Source organism: Luteimonas dalianensis, assembly GCF_049339425.1.
In the GTDB taxonomy this organism is placed as follows: Bacteria; Pseudomonadota; Gammaproteobacteria; order Xanthomonadales; family Xanthomonadaceae; genus Luteimonas; species Luteimonas dalianensis.
Genome location: NZ_JBMPPO010000008.1, coordinates 1 through 15,802 on the forward strand (window position 1 = coordinate 1; position 15,802 = coordinate 15,802).

29 protein-coding genes are annotated in these 15,802 nt (G+C 66.4%); all 29 read left to right on the plus strand.

Going from position 1 to position 15,802, the window contains the following annotated elements; genetic code table 11:
* Positions 1 to 715, plus strand: a 715-nt coding sequence (locus ACOZ90_RS12100; protein ID WP_422893904.1) for an EF-Tu C-terminal domain-related protein, incomplete at its 5' end; no start/stop codon positions are given.
* Positions 716 to 1,122: 407 nt separating this feature from the next.
* Positions 1,123 to 1,434 (plus strand): 30S ribosomal protein S10, encoded by a 312-nt coding sequence (gene rpsJ / locus ACOZ90_RS12105; protein WP_422893905.1) that lies wholly within the window; start codon positions 1,123 to 1,125, stop codon positions 1,432 to 1,434.
* A 10-nt stretch (positions 1,435 to 1,444) separates the two neighbouring features.
* The gene (gene rplC, locus ACOZ90_RS12110) at positions 1,445 to 2,092 is read left to right on the plus strand and encodes a 50S ribosomal protein L3 (RefSeq protein ID WP_422893906.1); all 648 of its coding nucleotides are present in this window, start codon (positions 1,445 to 1,447) and stop codon (positions 2,090 to 2,092) included.
* 11 nt (positions 2,093 to 2,103) lie between these two features.
* Positions 2,104 to 2,709 carry a 50S ribosomal protein L4 gene (rplD, locus tag ACOZ90_RS12115; RefSeq protein WP_422893907.1) on the plus strand — a complete coding sequence of 202 codons (606 nt, stop codon included), beginning with the start codon at positions 2,104 to 2,106 and terminating at the stop codon, positions 2,707 to 2,709.
* Entirely contained in the window at positions 2,706 to 3,005 is a 300-nt protein-coding gene (rplW, locus tag ACOZ90_RS12120; protein WP_422893908.1) for a 50S ribosomal protein L23, read from the plus strand. The genes rplD and rplW overlap by 4 nt, the downstream gene beginning before the upstream one ends.
* Positions 3,006 to 3,052: 47 nt before the next feature.
* Positions 3,053 to 3,880 carry a 50S ribosomal protein L2 gene (gene rplB, locus ACOZ90_RS12125; RefSeq protein ID WP_422893909.1) on the plus strand — a complete coding sequence of 276 codons (828 nt, stop codon included), beginning with the start codon at positions 3,053 to 3,055 and terminating at the stop codon, positions 3,878 to 3,880.
* Positions 3,881 to 3,886: 6 nt separating this feature from the next.
* Entirely contained in the window at positions 3,887 to 4,153 is a 267-nt protein-coding gene (gene rpsS / locus ACOZ90_RS12130; protein ID WP_422893910.1) for a 30S ribosomal protein S19, read from the plus strand.
* Positions 4,154 to 4,163: 10 nt separating this feature from the next.
* Positions 4,164 to 4,511, plus strand: coding sequence for a 50S ribosomal protein L22 (rplV, locus tag ACOZ90_RS12135; protein ID WP_422893911.1), 348 nt, complete (start codon positions 4,164 to 4,166; stop codon positions 4,509 to 4,511).
* A 2-nt stretch (positions 4,512 to 4,513) separates the two neighbouring features.
* On the plus strand, positions 4,514 to 5,248 hold the full coding sequence (gene rpsC, locus ACOZ90_RS12140; protein WP_422893912.1) for a 30S ribosomal protein S3: 735 nt from the start codon (positions 4,514 to 4,516) through the stop codon (positions 5,246 to 5,248).
* A 2-nt stretch (positions 5,249 to 5,250) separates the two neighbouring features.
* The gene (gene rplP / locus ACOZ90_RS12145; RefSeq protein ID WP_422893913.1) at positions 5,251 to 5,664 is read left to right on the plus strand and encodes a 50S ribosomal protein L16; all 414 of its coding nucleotides are present in this window, start codon (positions 5,251 to 5,253) and stop codon (positions 5,662 to 5,664) included.
* A 1-nt stretch (position 5,665) separates the two neighbouring features.
* Positions 5,666 to 5,866, plus strand: a complete 201-nt coding sequence (gene rpmC, locus ACOZ90_RS12150; protein WP_422893914.1) for a 50S ribosomal protein L29 — start codon at positions 5,666 to 5,668, stop codon at positions 5,864 to 5,866.
* Between the two features lie 12 nt (positions 5,867 to 5,878).
* Positions 5,879 to 6,145, plus strand: a complete 267-nt coding sequence (gene rpsQ, locus ACOZ90_RS12155; protein ID WP_422893915.1) for a 30S ribosomal protein S17 — start codon at positions 5,879 to 5,881, stop codon at positions 6,143 to 6,145.
* A gap of 15 nt (positions 6,146 to 6,160) precedes the next feature.
* The gene (gene rplN, locus ACOZ90_RS12160; protein ID WP_422893916.1) at positions 6,161 to 6,529 is read left to right on the plus strand and encodes a 50S ribosomal protein L14; all 369 of its coding nucleotides are present in this window, start codon (positions 6,161 to 6,163) and stop codon (positions 6,527 to 6,529) included.
* A gap of 16 nt (positions 6,530 to 6,545) precedes the next feature.
* The gene (rplX, locus tag ACOZ90_RS12165) at positions 6,546 to 6,866 is read left to right on the plus strand and encodes a 50S ribosomal protein L24 (protein WP_422893917.1); all 321 of its coding nucleotides are present in this window, start codon (positions 6,546 to 6,548) and stop codon (positions 6,864 to 6,866) included.
* Positions 6,867 to 6,877: 11 nt separating this feature from the next.
* Positions 6,878 to 7,414, plus strand: a complete 537-nt coding sequence (rplE, locus tag ACOZ90_RS12170; RefSeq protein WP_422893918.1) for a 50S ribosomal protein L5 — start codon at positions 6,878 to 6,880, stop codon at positions 7,412 to 7,414.
* A gap of 13 nt (positions 7,415 to 7,427) precedes the next feature.
* Entirely contained in the window at positions 7,428 to 7,733 is a 306-nt protein-coding gene (rpsN, locus tag ACOZ90_RS12175; protein ID WP_422893919.1) for a 30S ribosomal protein S14, read from the plus strand.
* Between the two features lie 31 nt (positions 7,734 to 7,764).
* A complete protein-coding gene (gene rpsH, locus ACOZ90_RS12180; RefSeq protein WP_422893920.1) occupies positions 7,765 to 8,160 on the plus strand; it encodes a 30S ribosomal protein S8 in 396 nt (131 codons plus the stop codon).
* 14 nt (positions 8,161 to 8,174) lie between these two features.
* A complete protein-coding gene (rplF, locus tag ACOZ90_RS12185) occupies positions 8,175 to 8,702 on the plus strand; it encodes a 50S ribosomal protein L6 (protein WP_422893921.1) in 528 nt (175 codons plus the stop codon).
* 45 nt (positions 8,703 to 8,747) lie between these two features.
* Positions 8,748 to 9,101 carry a 50S ribosomal protein L18 gene (rplR, locus tag ACOZ90_RS12190; protein ID WP_422893922.1) on the plus strand — a complete coding sequence of 118 codons (354 nt, stop codon included), beginning with the start codon at positions 8,748 to 8,750 and terminating at the stop codon, positions 9,099 to 9,101.
* 160 nt (positions 9,102 to 9,261) lie between these two features.
* Positions 9,262 to 9,804: a 30S ribosomal protein S5 gene (gene rpsE / locus ACOZ90_RS12195; RefSeq protein ID WP_422893923.1), complete on the plus strand. Its 543-nt coding sequence runs from the start codon at positions 9,262 to 9,264 to the stop codon at positions 9,802 to 9,804.
* Positions 9,797 to 9,994: a 50S ribosomal protein L30 gene (gene rpmD, locus ACOZ90_RS12200; RefSeq protein ID WP_095206945.1), complete on the plus strand. Its 198-nt coding sequence runs from the start codon at positions 9,797 to 9,799 to the stop codon at positions 9,992 to 9,994. Before rpsE ends, rpmD begins: the two co-directional genes overlap by 8 nt.
* A 5-nt stretch (positions 9,995 to 9,999) precedes the next feature.
* Positions 10,000 to 10,437 carry a 50S ribosomal protein L15 gene (gene rplO, locus ACOZ90_RS12205; protein WP_422893924.1) on the plus strand — a complete coding sequence of 146 codons (438 nt, stop codon included), beginning with the start codon at positions 10,000 to 10,002 and terminating at the stop codon, positions 10,435 to 10,437.
* Positions 10,437 to 11,780 carry a preprotein translocase subunit SecY gene (gene secY, locus ACOZ90_RS12210; RefSeq protein WP_422893925.1) on the plus strand — a complete coding sequence of 448 codons (1,344 nt, stop codon included), beginning with the start codon at positions 10,437 to 10,439 and terminating at the stop codon, positions 11,778 to 11,780. The genes rplO and secY overlap by 1 nt, the downstream gene beginning before the upstream one ends.
* 327 nt (positions 11,781 to 12,107) lie before the next feature.
* A complete protein-coding gene (gene rpsM, locus ACOZ90_RS12215) occupies positions 12,108 to 12,464 on the plus strand; it encodes a 30S ribosomal protein S13 (protein ID WP_422893926.1) in 357 nt (118 codons plus the stop codon).
* A 9-nt stretch (positions 12,465 to 12,473) separates the two neighbouring features.
* Entirely contained in the window at positions 12,474 to 12,863 is a 390-nt protein-coding gene (gene rpsK, locus ACOZ90_RS12220) for a 30S ribosomal protein S11 (RefSeq protein WP_422893927.1), read from the plus strand.
* A gap of 14 nt (positions 12,864 to 12,877) precedes the next feature.
* Positions 12,878 to 13,513, plus strand: a complete 636-nt coding sequence (rpsD, locus tag ACOZ90_RS12225) for a 30S ribosomal protein S4 (RefSeq protein ID WP_422893928.1) — start codon at positions 12,878 to 12,880, stop codon at positions 13,511 to 13,513.
* Between the two features lie 105 nt (positions 13,514 to 13,618).
* Positions 13,619 to 14,617: a DNA-directed RNA polymerase subunit alpha gene (locus tag ACOZ90_RS12230; RefSeq protein WP_422893929.1), complete on the plus strand. Its 999-nt coding sequence runs from the start codon at positions 13,619 to 13,621 to the stop codon at positions 14,615 to 14,617.
* Between the two features lie 144 nt (positions 14,618 to 14,761).
* Positions 14,762 to 15,139, plus strand: a complete 378-nt coding sequence (gene rplQ / locus ACOZ90_RS12235; RefSeq protein WP_422893930.1) for a 50S ribosomal protein L17 — start codon at positions 14,762 to 14,764, stop codon at positions 15,137 to 15,139.
* Between the two features lie 106 nt (positions 15,140 to 15,245).
* Positions 15,246 to 15,767 (plus strand): disulfide bond formation protein B, encoded by a 522-nt coding sequence (locus tag ACOZ90_RS12240; protein ID WP_422893931.1) that lies wholly within the window; start codon positions 15,246 to 15,248, stop codon positions 15,765 to 15,767.
* The last annotated feature ends 35 nt before the right edge of the window (positions 15,768 to 15,802 follow it).

A 15,802-nucleotide genomic window follows, 5' to 3' on the forward strand; every position in this document is an offset into this window, starting at 1 on the left:
CAAGTACGAGTTCCCCGGCGACGACACCCCGATCATCAAGGGTTCGGCGCTCAAGGCGCTGGAAGGCGACCAGTCCGACATCGGCGTTCCGGCGATCCTGAAGCTGGTGGACGCGCTGGACAGCTGGATCCCGGAGCCCGAGCGCGACGTGGACAAGAACTTCCTGATGCCGGTCGAGGACGTGTTCTCGATCTCGGGCCGCGGCACCGTGGTGACCGGGCGCATCGAGCGCGGCGTGATCAAGGTGGGCGAGGAAGTCGAGATCGTGGGCATCCGCCCGACCACCAAGACCACGGTGACCGGCGTTGAGATGTTCCGCAAGCTGCTCGACCAGGGCCAGGCGGGCGATAACGCGGGCCTGCTGCTGCGCGGCACCAAGCGTGACGACGTGGAGCGCGGCCAGGTGCTGGCCAAGCCGGGTTCGATCACCCCGCACACCAGCTTCGAGGCCGAGGTGTACGTGCTGAGCAAGGACGAGGGCGGCCGTCACACGCCGTTCTTCAAGGGCTACCGCCCGCAGTTCTACTTCCGCACTACGGACATCACCGGCGCCGTCACCCTGCCCGAGGGCGTGGAGATGGTGATGCCGGGCGACAACGTGAAGATGTCGGTTGAGCTGATCAACCCGGTGGCGATGGACGAGGGCCTGCGCTTCGCGATCCGCGAAGGCGGCCGCACCGTCGGCGCCGGCGTGGTGGCCAAGATCGTCAAGTAAGCATGCAGCCGGGCGGCCTCCGGGCCGCCCCGGCCAGCCTGGGTTGAAAAGGGGCTTGCATGGCAGGCCGACTTGCCTCACAATGGCCAACTCACTCGCGGATCCAGCTTCATCGGGCCCGCGAAACAGCGAAATGAGGAGCAGGAAGCACCTCGTTTTCGCCAGACAGGGAATATGTCGCGCGGCAGCGCCCCCGTCGTCCCGAAGTTCTTCGGGACATTCACGGCAGGGGCACATTGTCACGCTTGCAGTTCTCCGTCTGGGCGGGTCGGGCAACCGGCCTGCCTTGATTTTTCCCAAGGGATACTCCCGGGCTGGCGGTAACGGGCCGGAAAGTCTTTGATTCCACGGGGTTTTGCGCATCCAGCCGCAGGGCCCGTCGCTCTTTAACCAAGGAACTTCGTCTCATGGCGGACCAAAAGATCCGGATCCGGCTCAAGGCCTTCGATCATCGCCTGATCGATCGCTCGGCGAGCGAGATCGTCGAAACCGCGCGGCGCACCGGCGCCCAGGTGCGGGGCCCGATCCCGCTGCCGACCAAGATCGAGCGCTACACCATCCTGACCTCGCCGCACGTCGACAAGGACGCGCGCGACCAGTATGAAACCCGCACGCACAAGCGCGTGCTCGACATCGTCGACCCCAACGACAAGACCGTGGACGCGCTGATGAAGCTCGAGCTCGCGGCCGGCGTCGACGTCCAGATCAAGCTGACCTGAGGCCACTGACATGACTGCGAAGAAGTATTCGCTGGGAATCGTCGGTCGCAAGGCCGGCATGAGCCGGGTGTTCACCGAGGACGGCCAGTCCATCCCGGTCACCCTGATCGAAGCCACCCCGAACCGCATCACCCAGGTGAAGACGGTCGACACCGACGGCTACACCGCGGTGCAGGTCACCGCCGGGCACAAGCGCGCGTCGCTGATCAACAAGCCGGAAACCGGCCACCTGGCCAAGGCCAAGGTGGAAGCCGGCCGCGGCCTGTGGGAGCTGCGCGTGGACGACCTGGGCGAGCTCGCCGTCGGCGGCGAGATCAAGGCCGACATCTTCGAAGTCGGCCAGATGGTCGACGTCCAGGGCGTGACCAAGGGCAAGGGTTTCCAGGGCACGATCAAGCGCTGGAACTTCAGCATGGGCGACGCCACGCACGGCAACTCGCTGTCGCACCGCTCGCCCGGTTCGCTGGGCCAGCGCCAGACCCCGGGCCGCGTCTTCCCGGGCAAGAAGATGTCCGGCCACATGGGCGCAGTGCGCCAGAGCACGCAGAACCTTGAGGTGGTGCGGGTCGACGCCGAGCGCGGCCTGATCGCAATCAAGGGCGCGGTGCCGGGCGCGCCGGGCGGTGACGTGATCGTGCGTCCCGCGAGCAAGGGTTGAGGAGCAGCACGATGGAACTTGCCATCAATAACAGCAAAGAAGCGCTGACCGTTTCCGAGGCGGTGTTCGGGCGCGACTTCAGCGAAGATCTGGTGCACCAGGTCGTCGTCGCCTACCGCAACGCGGGCCGCGCCGGCACCAAGGCGCAGAAGACGCGTTCGGAAGTCGCCGGCACCACCAAGAAGTCGAAGAAGCAGAAGGGTGGTGGCGCCCGCCACGGCGCCCTGACCGCTCCGATCTTCCGCGGCGGTGGCGTGACGTTCGCGGCCAGCCCGCGCAACTTCAGCCAGAAGGTCAACCGCAAGATGTACCGCGCGGCGATGGCCTCGATCCTGTCCGAGCTCAACCGGCAGGGCCGGCTGATGGTCGTGGAGTCGTTCGACATCGACGCCCCGAAGACCAGCGGCCTGGTCGCCAGGCTCAAGGAGTTCGATCTGGGCAAGCGTCCGCTGATCGTCACCGAGGAAGCCTCCGAGAACCTGTACCTGTCGGCGCGCAACCTGCCGTACGTGGAGATCCGCGACGTGCAGGGCCTGGATCCGGTCGCGCTGGTCGGCGCCGACAACGTGCTGATCACCACCGATGCCGTGAAGAAGATCGAGGAGTGGCTGGCATGAACGAGGCAAAGCTCTATGAAGTGATCCGCGCGCCCCGCGTGTCCGAAAAGACCGCGCGCCTGCAGGAGCTCTCCAACCAGTACGCGTTTGAAGTCGCCCGTGATGCCACCAAGGCCGACATCAAGGCCGCGGTCGAGAAGCTTTTCGACGTCCAGGTCCAGGCGGTGAACGTGGTCAACGTGAAGGGCAAGAACAAGTCCTTCCGCTTCCGTGCCGGCCGCCGCGGCGACTGGCGCAAGGCGTACGTGACCCTGGCCGAGGGCCAGGCGATCGACGTGATGACGGCCAAGGTCTGACGGAGCCCTGATCCGATCAGGACTCCATACAAACAGGATCCAGTCCCATGCCTTTGATGAAATTCAAGCCCACTTCAGCCGGCCGCCGCTCCGCGGTCCGCGTGGTCTCGCCCGAGCTGCACAAGGGTGAACCGCATGCGCCGCTGCTGGAGAAGAAGAGCCGCACCGGTGGCCGCAACCACCACGGCCGCATCACCACCCGCCACATCGGCGGTGGCCACAAGCAGCACTACCGCATCATCGACTTCAAGCGCAACAAGGAAGGCATTCCGGCGCGGGTGGAGCGGATCGAGTACGACCCCAACCGCACCGCGCACATCGCGCTGCTGGTGTACGTGGACGGCGAGCGCCGCTACATCATCGCCCCGCGCGGCCTGAAGGCCGGCGACCAGGTGATGGCCGGTTCGGATGCGCCGATCAAGGTTGGCAACACCCTGCCGCTGCGCAACATCCCGCTGGGCTCCACGGTGCACTGCATCGAGATGAAGCCGGGCAAGGGCGCGCAGATGGCCCGCGCCGCCGGTGCCGGCGTGCAGCTGGTGGCCCGCGAGGGCACCTACGCCACGCTTCGCCTGCGTTCGGGCGAGATGCGCCGGGTGCCCAGCGAGTGCCGCGCCACCATCGGTGAAGTCGGCAACGTCGAGCACAACCTGCAGAAGCTGGGCAAGGCCGGTGCCAAGCGCTGGCGCGGCATCAAGCCGACCGTCCGCGGCGCGGCCATGAACCCGGTCGACCACCCGCACGGTGGCGGCGAGGCCAAGGCCGGGCAGGGCAACCCGCACCCGGTCACCCCGTGGGGTGTGCCGACCAAGGGTTACAAGACGCGTCACAACAAGCGCACCCAGAAGTTCATCGTGCGCGACCGCAGGAGCTGATCGACCATGGCACGTTCACTTAAGAAGGGTCCCTTCATCGACCACCACCTCATCAAGAAGGTGGAGGCCGCGGGCACCAGCAAGCGCCCGATCAAGACCTGGTCGCGCCGTTCGATGATCCTGCCGGAAATGGTGGGTTACACCATCGCCGTGCACAACGGCCGCAACCATATCCCGGTGCTGATCAACGAGAACATGGTCGGCCACAAGCTCGGCGAGTTCGCCCTGACCCGCACCTTCAAGGGTCACAGCGGCGACAAGAAGTCGCGGTAAGGAGATGATGATGGAAGCCAAGGCAATCCTGCGCACCGCGCGCATCTCCCCGCAGAAGGCCCGCCTGGTCGCCGACCAGGTGCGTGGCCTGCCGGCCGAGCGCGCCGTCAACCTGCTCCGTTTCTCGGACAAGAAGGCCGCCCACCTGATCCGCAAGGTGGTGGAGTCGGCCATCGCCAACGCCGAGAACAACCAGGGCGCCGACGTCGACGAGCTGTCGGTGACCACCATCATGGTGGACGAGGGCCCGACGCTGAAGCGGTTCATGGCGCGCGCCAAGGGGCGCGGCACCCGCATCCTCAAGCGCACCAGCCACATCACCGTGGTGGTGGGCGAAGCCACCGGAAAGGGCAAGTAAACATGGGTCATAAAGTTCATCCCACCGGCATTCGCCTGGGCATCTCCAAGGACTGGAATTCCAAGTGGTACGCCGGCAAGAAGGAATACGCCGAGTACCTGACCGCCGACCTGAAGGTCCGCGAGATGCTCCGCAAGAAGCTGGCCCAGGCCGGCATCAGCAGGATCATGATCGAGCGTCCGGCCAAGACCGCGCGGGTGACGATCCACACCGCCCGCCCGGGCGTGGTGATCGGCAAGCGCGGCGAGGACATCGAGAAGCTGCGCAAGGAAGTGAGCGACATGATGGGCGTCCCGGCGCACATCAACGTCACCGAGGTGCGCAAGCCGGAGCTGGACGCCCAGCTGGTGGCCGAGTCGATCGCCCAGCAGCTCGAGCGCCGCATCATGTTCCGCCGCGCGATGAAGCGCGCCGTCGGCAACGCGATGCGCCTGGGCGCCCTGGGCATCCGGGTCAACGTCGCCGGCCGCCTGAACGGCGCCGAGATCGCGCGCTCGGAGTGGTACCGCGAAGGCCGCGTGCCGCTGCACACCCTGCGCGCGGACGTGGACTACGGCTTCGCCGAGGCCCGTACCACCTACGGGATCATCGGCATCAAGGTATGGGTCTACAAGGGCGAGATCTTCGATTTCAGCCAGGTCGGCCAGGAAAAGCAGGACGATTCGCCGCGCGGCGATCGTGACGGGCGCGGCGAGCGCCCGCGCGGGCCGCGCCGTGATCGCGAGGCGAGGGACTAATCATGCTGCAACCCAAGCGAACCAAGTACCGCAAGATGCACAAGGGCCGCAACGAGGGCCTGTCGTGGAGCGGCAACCTCGTCAGCTTCGGCGAGTTCGGGCTCAAGGCCACCCAGACCGGGCAGATCACCGCCCGCCAGATCGAGGCCGGCCGCCGTTCGATCAGCCGCCACGTCAAGCGCGGCGGCAAGATGTGGATCCGCGTGTTCCCGGACAAGCCGATCACCAAGAAGCCGATCGAAGTGCGCATGGGCAAGGGCAAGGGCAACGTGGAGTACTGGGTTGCCCAGATCCAGCCCGGCCGCATGATCTACGAGATCGAGGGCGTCGACGAGGCGACCGCGCGCGAGGCGTTCCGCCTGGCCGCCGCCAAGCTCTCGGTTACCACCCAATTCGTGACCCGGACGGTGCGCTGACATGGCAAGCATCAACGAACTGCGCGAGAAGTCGGCCGAGGAGCTGCAGGCGCACCTGGTGGAGCTGCACAAGGAGCAGTTCTCCCTGCGCATGCAGAAGGCCACCGGGCAGCTGGACAAGACCCACGACGCCCGCCGCGTGCGCCGCGAGATCGCGCGCGTGAACACCCTGCTGGGCCAGCACGCTGGCGAGCAGAAGTAAGGAAGGCCGACGATGAACGAGAACACCGAGAAGAAGCTGCGCACGGTCGAAGGCCGGGTGGTCAGCAACAAGATGGACAAGACCGTGACGGTCCTGGTCGAGCGCCAGGTCAAGCACGCGCTGTACGGCAAGTACATCCGCCGTTCCAGCAAGCTGCACGCCCACGACGCCGAGAACTCCTGCAACGAGGGCGACACCGTCCGCGTGGTGGAGATCGCGCCGATGTCCAAGACCAAGAACTGGCGCGTGGTCGAAATCGTCACGCGTGCGGCCGAGTAAGACAGGAGCGCTGACATGATCCAGACCGAAAGCCACCTCGACGTGGCAGACAACTCCGGCGCCAGGGAAGTGATGTGCATCAAGGTGCTCGGCGGTTCCAAGCGCCGCTACGCCGCGATCGGCGACATCATCAAGGTGTCGGTGAAGGAAGCGATTCCGCGCGGCAAGGTGAAGAAGGGCGAGGTCTACAACGCCGTGGTGGTGCGCACCCGCAAGGGCGTGCGCCGTCCCGACGGCTCGCTGATCCGCTTCGACGGCAACGCCGCCGTGCTGCTGAACGCCAAGCACGAGCCGATCGGCACCCGCATCTTCGGGCCGGTCACCCGCGAGCTGCGCTCCGAGAAGTTCATGAAGATCGTCTCGCTCGCTCCCGAAGTGCTGTGAGCGGAGGACAGGAATAATGGCTATCAACCGAATCAAGAAGGGCGACCAGGTGATCGTGGTCGCCGGCAAGGACAAGGGCAAGCGCGGCGACGTGGTGCGCGTGGACGGCGACCGGGTGGTCGTTTCCAACGTCAACATCGTCAAGCGCCACACCAAGCCCAATCCCCAGGCCGGGCAGCCGGGCGGGGTGATCGAGCGCGAAGCCTCGATCCACGTGTCCAACGTGATGCCGTTCAACCCTGCCTCGGGCAAGGGCGAGCGCATTGGTACCAAGGTGCTGGAGGATGGACGCCGGATCCGGGTGTTCCGCTCCAGCGGTGAGGCGCTCGACGCCTGAGGAATGAAGAAATGAGCCGTCTGGAAACGTTCTACAAGGAAGAAGTGGTGCCGAAGCTGATGAAGCAGTTCGGCTACACCAATCCGATGCAGGTGCCGAAAATCACCAAGATCACGCTCAACATGGGCGTGGGCGAGGCCGCTGCCAACAAGAAGGTGCTCGAAAACGCCACCGCCGACATGGCCAAGATCTCCGGCCAGAAGCCGAAGATCACCAAGTCGCGCGTGTCGGTTGCCTCGTTCAAGATCCGTGACGGCTGGCCGATCGGCTGCAAGGTCACGCTGCGCCGCACCCGGATGTACGAGTTCTTCGACCGCCTGGTGAACGTGTCGCTGCCGCGCGTGCGCGACTTCCGTGGCGTGTCGCCGCGTTCGTTCGACGGCCGTGGCAACTTCAACATGGGCGTGAAGGAGCAGATCATCTTCCCGGAGATCGACTTCGACCAGGTCGACGCGGTCCGCGGCATGGATATCGCCATCACCACCACTGCGAAGACCAACGAGGAGGCCAAGGCCCTGCTCGAGGCCTTCCGCTTCCCGTTCCGCTGAGGAAGGTACAGATATGGCTAAGAAAGCAATGGTCAACCGCGAGGTCAAGCGCGAGAAGCTGGCGGCCAGGCACGCTGCCAAGCGCGAAGAGCTCAAGAAGATCATCTCCAGCGAGTCGTCCAGCTACGACGAGAAGATGGAAGCCGTGACGAAGCTGCAGAAGCTGCCGCGCGACTCCTCCCCGTCCCGCCAGACCACCCGCTGTGCCCTGACCGGCCGCCCGCGCGCCGTCTACGCGAAGTTCGGCCTGGGCCGCAACAAGCTGCGTGAAGCCACCATGCGTGGCGACGTGCCCGGACTGCGCAAGGCGTCCTGGTAACCCTTTCGGATATCGATGCAGGAAACCAATCATGAGCATGACTGATCCCATCGCCGACATGCTGGTGCGCATGCGCAATGCCGCCGCCGTTGGCAAGCCCTCGGTGAAGATGCCGTCCTCGAAGATGAAGGCGTCCATCGCCACCGTCCTCAAGGAAGAAGGCTACATCACCGATTTCCGCGTGACCGAGGACGGCGCCAAGCCGCAGCTCGAGGTCGAGCTGAAGTACTACGAAGGCAAGCCCGTCATCGAGCACATGCGGCGCTTCTCGCGCTCGGGCCTGCGCCAGTACCGCGGCAAGGACGACCTGCCCAAGGTGCTCAACGGCCTGGGCATCGCCATCATTTCCACCTCCAAGGGCATCATGACCGATGCGCAGGCGCGCCAGCAGGGCGTCGGCGGCGAGGTCCTGTGCTTCGTGGCCTGAGCGGAGAAACCAGCATGTCCCGTATTGCCAAGAAGCCGATTGCCCTGCCCAAGGGCGTCGACATCAACATCCAGGACGCCGAGATCAGCGTCAAGGGCCCCAAGGGCACCCTGTCCGTGGCCCGCCCCGAGGGCGTGGACCTCAAGGTCGAGGACGGCAACATCGTGCTCGCCCCGGTCGAACCGCAGCACATGGCGATCACCGGCACCATCCGCTCGATCGTGGACAACATGGTGCGCGGCGTTTCGGAAGGCTTCGAGCGCAAGCTCGAGCTGGTGGGCGTCGGTTACCGTGCCGCCGTGCAGGGCAAGGAACTGAACCTGACCCTGGGCTTTTCGCACCCGGTGCTGTTCCCGATCCCGGACGGCATCACCATCACCACCCCGACCCAGACCGAGGTCCTGGTGGCCGGTGCCGACAAGCAGCAGGTCGGCCAGGTGGCTGCGAAGATCCGCGGCTTCCGTCCGCCGGAGCCCTACAAGGGCAAGGGCGTGAAGTACTCCGACGAGACCATTATCCGCAAGGAAGCCAAGAAGGCATAAGGCGGGATCCCCCGCGCCGATCCGCTTCCAACTGAGAACGACACCATGGACAAGAAGAACGCCCGCCTGCGCCGCGCCCGCTCCACCCGCGCGCGCATCCGCGAACTCGACGTGCCGCGCCTGTCGGTGCTGCGCACCGGCCAGCACCTGTATGCGCAGGTGTTCACCGCCGATGGCTCGAAGGTGCTGGCCGCCGCCAACACCACCCAGGCCGACGTGCGCGACGGCCTGAAGACCTTCAACAACATCGAGGCCGCCACCAGGGTCGGCAAGGCGATCGCCGAGAAGGCCAAGGCCGCCGGCATCGAGAAGGTCGCCTTCGACCGCTCCGGCTACCGCTACCACGGCCGCGTCAAGGCGCTGGCCGATGCGGCCCGCGAGGGCGGCCTGCAGTTCTGATCGATCGGGCGGGGCCTGCCCCGCCCATGCGCCACCTGCCGGTGCGGGCTGCACCGGGCGCCCGCCGCCTTCTGCGCGGCGAAGCGGAACACAGCACCAGCACCCAACCACAAGCGGCCATGAGCCGTACATATCCCGAATCCACACAGGCAGCAGAAAAATGGCAGAAGACAGGGCACCGCGGGGGCGCGATCGCAATCGCCGCGAACGCGAGGAAATCGACGACGGCATGATCGAGAAGCTGATCACCGTCAACCGCGTGGCGAAGACGGTGAAGGGCGGTCGCCAGTTCACCTTCACCGCGCTGACGGTGGTGGGCGACGGCGAGGGCCGGGTCGGCTTCGGCTACGGCAAGGCGCGTGAAGTGCCGGTCGCGATCCAGAAGTCGATGGAAGCGGCCCGCAAGGGCATGCGCAACATCGAGCTCAGCGGCGGCACGCTTTGGCACACCGTCAAGTCCAACCACGGCGCGGCGCAGGTGTTCATGCAGCCGGCCTCGGAAGGTACCGGCGTGATCGCCGGCGGCGCCATGCGCGCCGTGCTCGAAGCGGTGGGCGTGAAGGACGTGCTGGCCAAGGCCACCGGCTCGCGCAACCCGATCAACCTCGTGCGCGCCACGATCAAGGGCCTGGAGCAGATGCACTCGCCGGGCAAGATCGCGGCCAAGCGCGGCAAGAAGGTCGAGGAGATCCTCCATGGCTAAGAACGAATCCACCGGCGGCACCGTCAAGGTGCGCCTGGTCAAGGGCTTGCAGGGAACCCAGGGCCGTCACCGGCTGTCTGTGAAGGCGCTGGGCCTGCGCAAGGTCAACGACGTACGTGAACTGAAGGACAGCCCGCAGGTGCGGGGCCTGATCAACAAGGTCCATTACCTGGTCCGGGTCGAGGAGTAATCGCCATGCGTATGAACACTCTCAAGCCCGCAGAGGGCGCCCGCACCGAGCGCACCCGCGTCGGTCGCGGCATTGGTTCGGGCCTGGGCAAGACCGCCGGCCGCGGCCACAAGGGTACTTTCGCGCGTTCGGGCAAGGGCAAGATCAAGGCCGGCTTCGAAGGCGGCCAGATGCCGCTGCGCAAGCGCCTGCCGAAGATCGGCTTCCGCTCGCGCATGGCCGGCGACACCGCCGAGGTGTTCCTGTACCAGCTGGACAAGCTGGACGGGGAGATCGACTTCAAGGCGCTGCGCGCCGCGAAGCTGGTGCCGGCCACCGCCAAGCGCGCCAAGATCGTGAAGAAGGGCGAAGTCTCGAAGAAGCTCGTGCTCAAGGGCGTGCTGGCCACGGCCGGTGCCCGCGCGGCGATCGAGGCTGCCGGCGGTAGCATTGAGGAAGCCTGATGTCGCGTAGCGCTGGTGCCATGGGCGGCCTGGGCGCAGGCCTGGGCAAGTTCACCGAGCTGCGGCAGCGCCTGCTGTTCGTGGCCGGTGCGCTGCTGGTCTACCGCATCGGCTGCTACATCCCGGTGCCGGGCGTGAACCCGGATGCCATGCTGCGGCTCATGGAGCAGCAGCAGGGCACCATCGTGGACATGTTCAACATGTTCTCCGGTGGCGCGCTGGAGCGCTTCAGCCTGTTCGCGCTGAACGTGATCCCCTACATCTCGGCCTCGATCGTCATGCAGCTGATGGTGCAGATCGTGCCGAGCCTGAAGGCGATCCAGCGCGAGGGCGAGTCCGGCCGACGCAAGATCACCCAGTGGTCGCGCCTGGGCGCGATCCCGCTGGCGATCTTCCAGTCGGCGGGCATCGCGTTCGCGCTGCAGAGCTCGGGCGCGGGCGCCGGCCTGAACGTGGTCTACGCACCCGGGATGGGCTTCGTGCTGACCGCGATCGTGGCCCTGACCGCCGGCACCATGTTCCTGGTGTGGCTGGGCGAGCAGGTGACCGAGCGGGGCATCGGCAACGGCGTTTCGCTGATCATCTTCGCCGGCATCGTGGCCGGCCTGCCGAGCGCAATCTTCACCACGCTGGAGCAGGCCCGCAACGGCGACATGAGCCCCATCGCGGTGATCACGATCGGCGCGATCGTGCTGGCCTTCACCTTCTTCGTGGTGTTCATCGAGCGCGGCCAGCGCCGGATCACGGTCAACTACGCGCGCCGCCAGGGCGGCCGCAACGCCTACCAGAACCAGAGCTCGTTCCTTCCGCTCAAGCTCAACATGGCCGGCGTGATCCCGGCGATCTTCGCCTCGTCGATCATCATGTTCCCGGCCACGGTCTCGACCTGGTTCGGCCAGGCCGGCTCGGCGCTGTGGCTGCAGCGCGCGGCCCAGGCGCTTTCGCCGGGACAGCCGCTGTACATCCTGCTTTACGGCGGCCTGATCGCCGGTTTCACCTTTTTCTACACGGCGCTGGTGTTCAACAGCCAGGAAACCGCCGACAACCTGAAGAAGTCCGGCGCGCTGATCCCGGGCATCCGTCCGGGCAAGGCCACCGCCGAGTACATCGACAGCGTGCTGACCCGGCTCACCGCGGCGGGCGCGACCTACCTGGTCGTGGTCTGCCTGCTTCCGGAGTTCATGCGCACCGAGCTGAACGCGTCGTTCTACTTCGGCGGCACCTCGCTGCTGATCGTGGTGATCGTGGTGATGGACTTCATCTCCCAGATCCAGGCGCACCTGATGTCGCACCAGTACGAAAGCCTGCTCAAGAAGGCGAACCTGAAGGGCGGCAAGCGGTAACGTATACAAACGCGGCCCCGCGGGGCCGCATGGATCCCGGGACATCGCGCCCGGATCCGGATGGGCGACCCGGGCGGCGATCTCGCGCACGGGTGGGCCGCGCCGGTTCCCTGCTGAGTGGCAGGGACGGCCGGATCGGGGCAACCCGATCCGGTACAGCGCCGGCCCGTCGCCGGAGCATGGGCACACTCCCCATGCCGTGGTCACCGGGCGTTTGCCCGGGGGCTTCCTGACAACCCGAGATCCTGTTACAATTTCTTGTTCACTCTGCCGGATGCGCGCCTGTTTGACGCCGTCCGGACAGTCCAACCGTTTGGAGACCGCGTCATGGCGCGAATTGCTGGCGTCAACCTGCCTGCCCAGAAGCATGTCTGGGTCGGGCTGCAGAGCATCTACGGCATTGGCCGTACCCGTTCCCGGAAGGTCTGCGAAGCGGCCGGCGTCGATGAGACGACCCGCATCGTTGATCTTTCGGAGCCGGAAGTCGAGCGCCTTCGCGCCGAAGTCGGCAAGTTCGTGGTCGAGGGCGACCTCCGCCGTGAAGTAGGCATGTCGATCAAGCGTCTGATGGACCTGGGCAGCTACCGCGGCCTTCGCCATCGTCGCGGCCTGCCCCTGCGCGGTCAGCGCACCCGCACCAACGCGCGTACCCGCAAGGGCCCGCGCAAGCCGATCAGGAAGTAAGGAATCGCCATGGCAAAGCCGGCAGCCAAGACCCGGAAGAAGATCAAGCGCGTCGTCACCGACGGCATCGCCCACGTGCACGCGTCCTTCAACAATACGATCATCACGATCACCGACCGCCAGGGCAATGCGCTTTCCTGGGCGACCTCGGGCGGCGCGGGCTTCCGCGGCTCCCGCAAGTCGACCCCGTTCGCAGCCCAGGTCGCAGCCGAAAAGGCCGGCAAGGTCGCGCTCGACTACGGCCTGAAGTCGCTGGAAGTGCGCATCAAGGGCCCCGGCCCGGGTCGTGAATCCGCCGTGCGTTCGCTCAACAACGTCGGCTACAAGATCACCAACATCATCGACGTGACGCCGATCCCGCACAACGGGTGCCGTCCGCCGAAGAAGCGTCGCGTCTGAGGGAGCGATAAGAAATGGCACGATACATCGGTCCTACCTGCAAGCTCGCCCGCCGCGAAGGCGTCGACCTGGGCCTCAAGAGCCCGACCCGCGCGCTGGATTCCAAGTGCAAGCTGGAGCAGAAGCCCGGCCAGCACGGTGCTGGCCCCGGCGCCCGCCGCAGCAAGCTGTCCGACTACGCCACCCAGCTGCGCGAGAAGCAGAAGGTCAAGCGCATCTACGGCCTGCTCGAGCGCCAGTTCCGCAACTACTACAAGAAGGCCTCGACCAAGAAGGGCAACACCGGCGAGAACCTGCTGCAGCTGCTGGAAACCCGCCTGGACAATGTCGTCTACCGCATGGGCTTCGCCGTGACCCGCCCGGCCGCGCGCCAGCTGGTCTCGCACCGCGGCGTGACGGTCAACGGCCAGGTCGTGAACCTGCCGTCCTACCAGGTCAAGGCCGGCGACGCGATCGCGCTGTCGGAAAAGGCCCAGAAGCAGATGCGCGTGCAGGAAGCCCTGGACGTGTCCTCGCAGATGGACCTGTCGCCGGGCTGGGTGGAAGTGGATTCCAAGAAGTTCAGCGGCGTGTTCAAGGCGGTTCCCGACCGCGGCGACCTGCCCGCCGACATCAACGAAGCGCTGATCGTCGAGCTGTACTCGAAGTAATGGCCATGGCTGCCGCGGGAGCGTGCTCCCGCTGGCGCCTGCAGGCCCCTGATATCCCCCCGGCCGGCCGCCCCGCGTGCCGGCATTGCTGGAGAAGCCACTAACATGACGGTTACCGCCAACCAGGTTCTGCGCCCGCGTGCTCCCCAGATCGAGCGCCTGAACGGCAATCGCGCAAAGGTCGTGATCGAGCCGCTGGAGCGCGGCTACGGCCATACCCTCGGCAACGCGCTGCGCCGGGTGCTGCTGTCCTCGATCCCGGGTTTCGCGATCACCGAGGTCGAGATCGACGGCGTGCTGCACGAGTACAGCGCCATCGAGGGCCTGCAGGAGGACGTGCTGGAGGTGCTGCTCAACCTCAAGGACGTCGCCATCCGCATGGGCACCGGCGAGTCGGCGACCCTGTCGCTGGCCAAGTCCGGCCCGGGCACGGTCACCGCGGCCGACATCAAGACCGACCACAACGTCGAGGTGCTCAACCCCGACCACGTGATCTGCACCCTGACCAAGGACGCCTCGATCAACATGCGCCTGCGGATCGAGCGCGGCTTCGGCTACCAGCCGGCCGCCACCCGCCGCCACCCGGATGAAGAGACCCGCGCCATCGGCCGGCTGATGCTGGACGCGTCGTTCTCGCCGGTGCGCCGCGTGGCGTACGAGGTCGAGGCCGCGCGCGTGGAGCAGCGCACCGACCTGGACAAGCTCGTCCTGGACATCGAGACCAACGGCACCATCGACGCCGAGGAAGCCGTGCGCACCGCCGCCGACATCCTCACCGACCAGCTGTCGGTGTTCGGCGACTTCACCAACCGCGAGCGCGGCGCCAGCAAGCCGCAGCCCACGGGCGTGGATCCGCTGCTGCTGCGTCCGATCGACGACCTGGAGCTGACCGTGCGTTCGGCCAACTGCCTCAAGGCCGAGAGCATCTACTACATCGGCGACCTGATCCAGAAGACCGAGGTGGAGCTGCTCAAGACCCCGAACCTGGGCAAGAAGTCGCTCACCGAGATTAAGGAAGTGCTGGCCCAACGCGGCCTCTCGCTCGGCATGAAGCTGGAAAACTGGCCGCCGGCCGGCCTGAGCACCCACGGGATGCTGGGGTAAGCAACAACGCAACACAGCCGACGGCCCCAGGCCGCGGCACGAGCCGGCAAGGGATGCCGGCCAGGGCCATCCGCAGTCCATGTTCCAACGCCAGGAAGGCGACAGCGAAGTCCAAAGCCACAGCCCTAACAAGGAACCAGACCCATGCGCCACCAGAAAGCCGGACGCAAGTTCAACCGCACCAGCGCGCACCGCCAGGCGATGTTCAAGAACATGGCCGCGTCGCTGTTCAAGCACGAGCTGATCAAGACCACCCTGCCCAAGGCCAAGGAGCTGCGCCGCGTCGCCGAGCCGCTGATCACCCTGGCCAAGGTGGACAGCGTCGCCAACCGCCGCCTCGCGTTCTCGCGCCTGCGCGACAAGGAAGCCGTGGGCAACCTGTTCACCACCCTGGGCCCGCGCTACCAGGCGCGCCCGGGCGGCTACCTGCGCATCCTCAAGTGCGGCTTCCGCGCCGGTGACAATGCGCCGATGGCCTACGTCGAGCTGGTCGACCGTCCGCAGGCCCAGGCCGAAGACTGATCCGCTCCAGGCACAAGATGATTCCAGCGACCCCGGCCCAGGCCGGGGTTTCTGTTTCCGGCGATTGCATTGGATAATCCGTCGGTCACGCCCAACCGGTAGCGCAATGAATCCGTTCAAATGGTCTTTCCGCGAACAGTTCCTGCTCGGGGCCACGGTCTCGCTCGGCCTGGTCGTGGCCGCGATCACGGTGGGCGGCGTGCTCGGGCTGGAGGCGTGCCCGCTGTGCATCTTCCAGCGCGTGGCCTTCGGCGCGCTGGGGCTGATGTTCGTGCTCGGCGCGCTGTTCGCACCGTCCGGGCGCACGGGGCGCGGCGTCTGGAGCCTGGCGGCGTTTGCGGCGGCGTGCGTGGGCATCGGCATCGCCGGGCGCCACGTCTGGCTGCAGCTGTTCCCGAGCGAAACCGCCACCTGCGGCATGCCGCTGTCGTTCATGCGCGAAACCATGGATACGCCCGGCCTGCTGCGCCAGCTCTACAACCAGGCGATGAACGCCCGCGGCGACTGCGCCCTGGTCGACTGGAGCTTCCTGGGCCTGTCGATGCCGGCCTGGAGCCTGGTCTGGTTCGTGCTGCTGGCGGCGTGGGCGCTGTACGCGGGCTTTCGCGGCGACCGCCGCAAACTTTGATGCGCTGCAGCAATCTGGCATGATGCGGGCGAGTC

Excerpts from the sequence above, each read along its gene's own strand:
- rpsC (WP_422893912.1), top strand. The coding sequence starts at position 4,514 with ATGGGTCATAAAGTTCATCCCACCGGCATTCGCCTGGGCATCTCCAAG.
- rpsS (WP_422893910.1), top strand. The coding sequence starts at position 3,887 with ATGGCACGTTCACTTAAGAAGGGTCCCTTCATCGACCACCACCTCATC.
- rplX (WP_422893917.1), top strand. The coding sequence starts at position 6,546 with ATGGCTATCAACCGAATCAAGAAGGGCGACCAGGTGATCGTGGTCGCC.
- rplE (WP_422893918.1), top strand. The coding sequence starts at position 6,878 with ATGAGCCGTCTGGAAACGTTCTACAAGGAAGAAGTGGTGCCGAAGCTG.
- rplB (WP_422893909.1), top strand. The coding sequence starts at position 3,053 with ATGCCTTTGATGAAATTCAAGCCCACTTCAGCCGGCCGCCGCTCCGCG.
- rpsK (WP_422893927.1), top strand. The coding sequence starts at position 12,474 with ATGGCAAAGCCGGCAGCCAAGACCCGGAAGAAGATCAAGCGCGTCGTC.
- rplV (WP_422893911.1), top strand. The coding sequence starts at position 4,164 with ATGGAAGCCAAGGCAATCCTGCGCACCGCGCGCATCTCCCCGCAGAAG.
- rplO (WP_422893924.1), top strand. The coding sequence starts at position 10,000 with ATGCGTATGAACACTCTCAAGCCCGCAGAGGGCGCCCGCACCGAGCGC.
- rplD (WP_422893907.1), top strand. The coding sequence starts at position 2,104 with ATGGAACTTGCCATCAATAACAGCAAAGAAGCGCTGACCGTTTCCGAG.
- ACOZ90_RS12230 (WP_422893929.1), top strand. The coding sequence starts at position 13,619 with ATGACGGTTACCGCCAACCAGGTTCTGCGCCCGCGTGCTCCCCAGATC.
- rpsD (WP_422893928.1), top strand. The coding sequence starts at position 12,878 with ATGGCACGATACATCGGTCCTACCTGCAAGCTCGCCCGCCGCGAAGGC.
- rplR (WP_422893922.1), top strand. The coding sequence starts at position 8,748 with ATGGACAAGAAGAACGCCCGCCTGCGCCGCGCCCGCTCCACCCGCGCG.
- secY (WP_422893925.1), top strand. The coding sequence starts at position 10,437 with ATGTCGCGTAGCGCTGGTGCCATGGGCGGCCTGGGCGCAGGCCTGGGC.
- rplN (WP_422893916.1), top strand. The coding sequence starts at position 6,161 with ATGATCCAGACCGAAAGCCACCTCGACGTGGCAGACAACTCCGGCGCC.
- rpsJ (WP_422893905.1), top strand. The coding sequence starts at position 1,123 with ATGGCGGACCAAAAGATCCGGATCCGGCTCAAGGCCTTCGATCATCGC.
- rplC (WP_422893906.1), top strand. The coding sequence starts at position 1,445 with ATGACTGCGAAGAAGTATTCGCTGGGAATCGTCGGTCGCAAGGCCGGC.
- rpmD (WP_095206945.1), top strand. The coding sequence starts at position 9,797 with ATGGCTAAGAACGAATCCACCGGCGGCACCGTCAAGGTGCGCCTGGTC.
- rplQ (WP_422893930.1), top strand. The coding sequence starts at position 14,762 with ATGCGCCACCAGAAAGCCGGACGCAAGTTCAACCGCACCAGCGCGCAC.
- rpmC (WP_422893914.1), top strand. The coding sequence starts at position 5,666 with ATGGCAAGCATCAACGAACTGCGCGAGAAGTCGGCCGAGGAGCTGCAG.
- rplP (WP_422893913.1), top strand. The coding sequence starts at position 5,251 with ATGCTGCAACCCAAGCGAACCAAGTACCGCAAGATGCACAAGGGCCGC.
- rpsH (WP_422893920.1), top strand. The coding sequence starts at position 7,765 with ATGAGCATGACTGATCCCATCGCCGACATGCTGGTGCGCATGCGCAAT.
- rpsN (WP_422893919.1), top strand. The coding sequence starts at position 7,428 with ATGGCTAAGAAAGCAATGGTCAACCGCGAGGTCAAGCGCGAGAAGCTG.
- rplW (WP_422893908.1), top strand. The coding sequence starts at position 2,706 with ATGAACGAGGCAAAGCTCTATGAAGTGATCCGCGCGCCCCGCGTGTCC.
- rpsM (WP_422893926.1), top strand. The coding sequence starts at position 12,108 with ATGGCGCGAATTGCTGGCGTCAACCTGCCTGCCCAGAAGCATGTCTGG.
- rpsE (WP_422893923.1), top strand. The coding sequence starts at position 9,262 with ATGGCAGAAGACAGGGCACCGCGGGGGCGCGATCGCAATCGCCGCGAA.
- rplF (WP_422893921.1), top strand. The coding sequence starts at position 8,175 with ATGTCCCGTATTGCCAAGAAGCCGATTGCCCTGCCCAAGGGCGTCGAC.
- ACOZ90_RS12240 (WP_422893931.1), top strand. The coding sequence starts at position 15,246 with ATGAATCCGTTCAAATGGTCTTTCCGCGAACAGTTCCTGCTCGGGGCC.
- rpsQ (WP_422893915.1), top strand. The coding sequence starts at position 5,879 with ATGAACGAGAACACCGAGAAGAAGCTGCGCACGGTCGAAGGCCGGGTG.